Source organism: Streptomyces sp. NPDC001970 (assembly GCF_053594115.1).
In genome coordinates this window covers 124,113-124,883 of record NZ_JBSFDW010000029.1, presented here as the reverse complement: position 1 = coordinate 124,883, position 771 = coordinate 124,113, and the positions used below count along the sequence as shown (strand labels likewise).

1 rRNA gene and 1 pseudogene are annotated in these 771 nt (G+C 67.3%); both read left to right on the top strand.

Going from position 1 to position 771, the window contains the following annotated elements:
• Positions 1 to 92, top strand: a 5S ribosomal RNA gene (rrf, locus tag ACWCP0_RS29795); the annotation flags it as partial.
• A 191-nt stretch (positions 93 to 283) separates the two neighbouring features.
• A pseudogene (locus ACWCP0_RS29790) lies at positions 284 to 771 on the top strand (hypothetical protein); the annotation flags it as partial.

Here is a 771-nt window from a genome sequence, read left to right as displayed (position 1 = left end):
CGCCCGGTTACATTTCGAACCCGGAAGCTAAGCCTTTCAGCGCCGATGGTACTGCAGGGGGGACCCTGTGGGAGAGTAGGACGCCGCCGAACAATCTTTCAGGACCCGTGGTCCCAGCGTTCAGCTGGGCCCGCGGGTCCTTTTGTTTTTCCTTGATTTTCCCCGAAGCGCGTCGGATGGCCGGCTGCGCGAGAATGAATGCGGTACCCGATGACAGGAGCCATGCCGATGTCCACCAACTCCTCCGACGATCGTCCGGAGCGCGAGCCGCGTCGCCGGGACGGTGGTGGCGGCGACCGGGGCGGTTACCGAGGCGGGCCGCGTCGGGACGACAGCCGCGGTGGATACGGCCGTCGTGACGACCGTAGGGACGACACCCGTGGAGGCGGTTTCCGCCGCGACGACCGCCGGGACGATCGCCGCGACGACCGCCGTAATGACCGCAGTGGTGAACGGGGTGGCACCTTCCCCCGGGACGACCGCGGTTACGGACGTCGCGACGACCGACGTGACGACAGCCGCGGAGGTCGCTTCCCGCGCGATGACCGTGGTCCTCGGCGCGATGACCGTGGTCCTCGTCGTGACGATGACCGTGGTGGTTTCCGTCGTGACGAGCGTCGGGATGACCGCGGCCCTCGTCGTGACGACGAGCGCGGTGGGTTCCGTCGCGATGACCGTGGGCCTCGTCGTGACGATGAGCGTGGTGGTTTCCGTCGTGATGACCGGCGTGATGACCGTGGTCCTCGTCGCGATGATGAGCGTGGTGGTTTC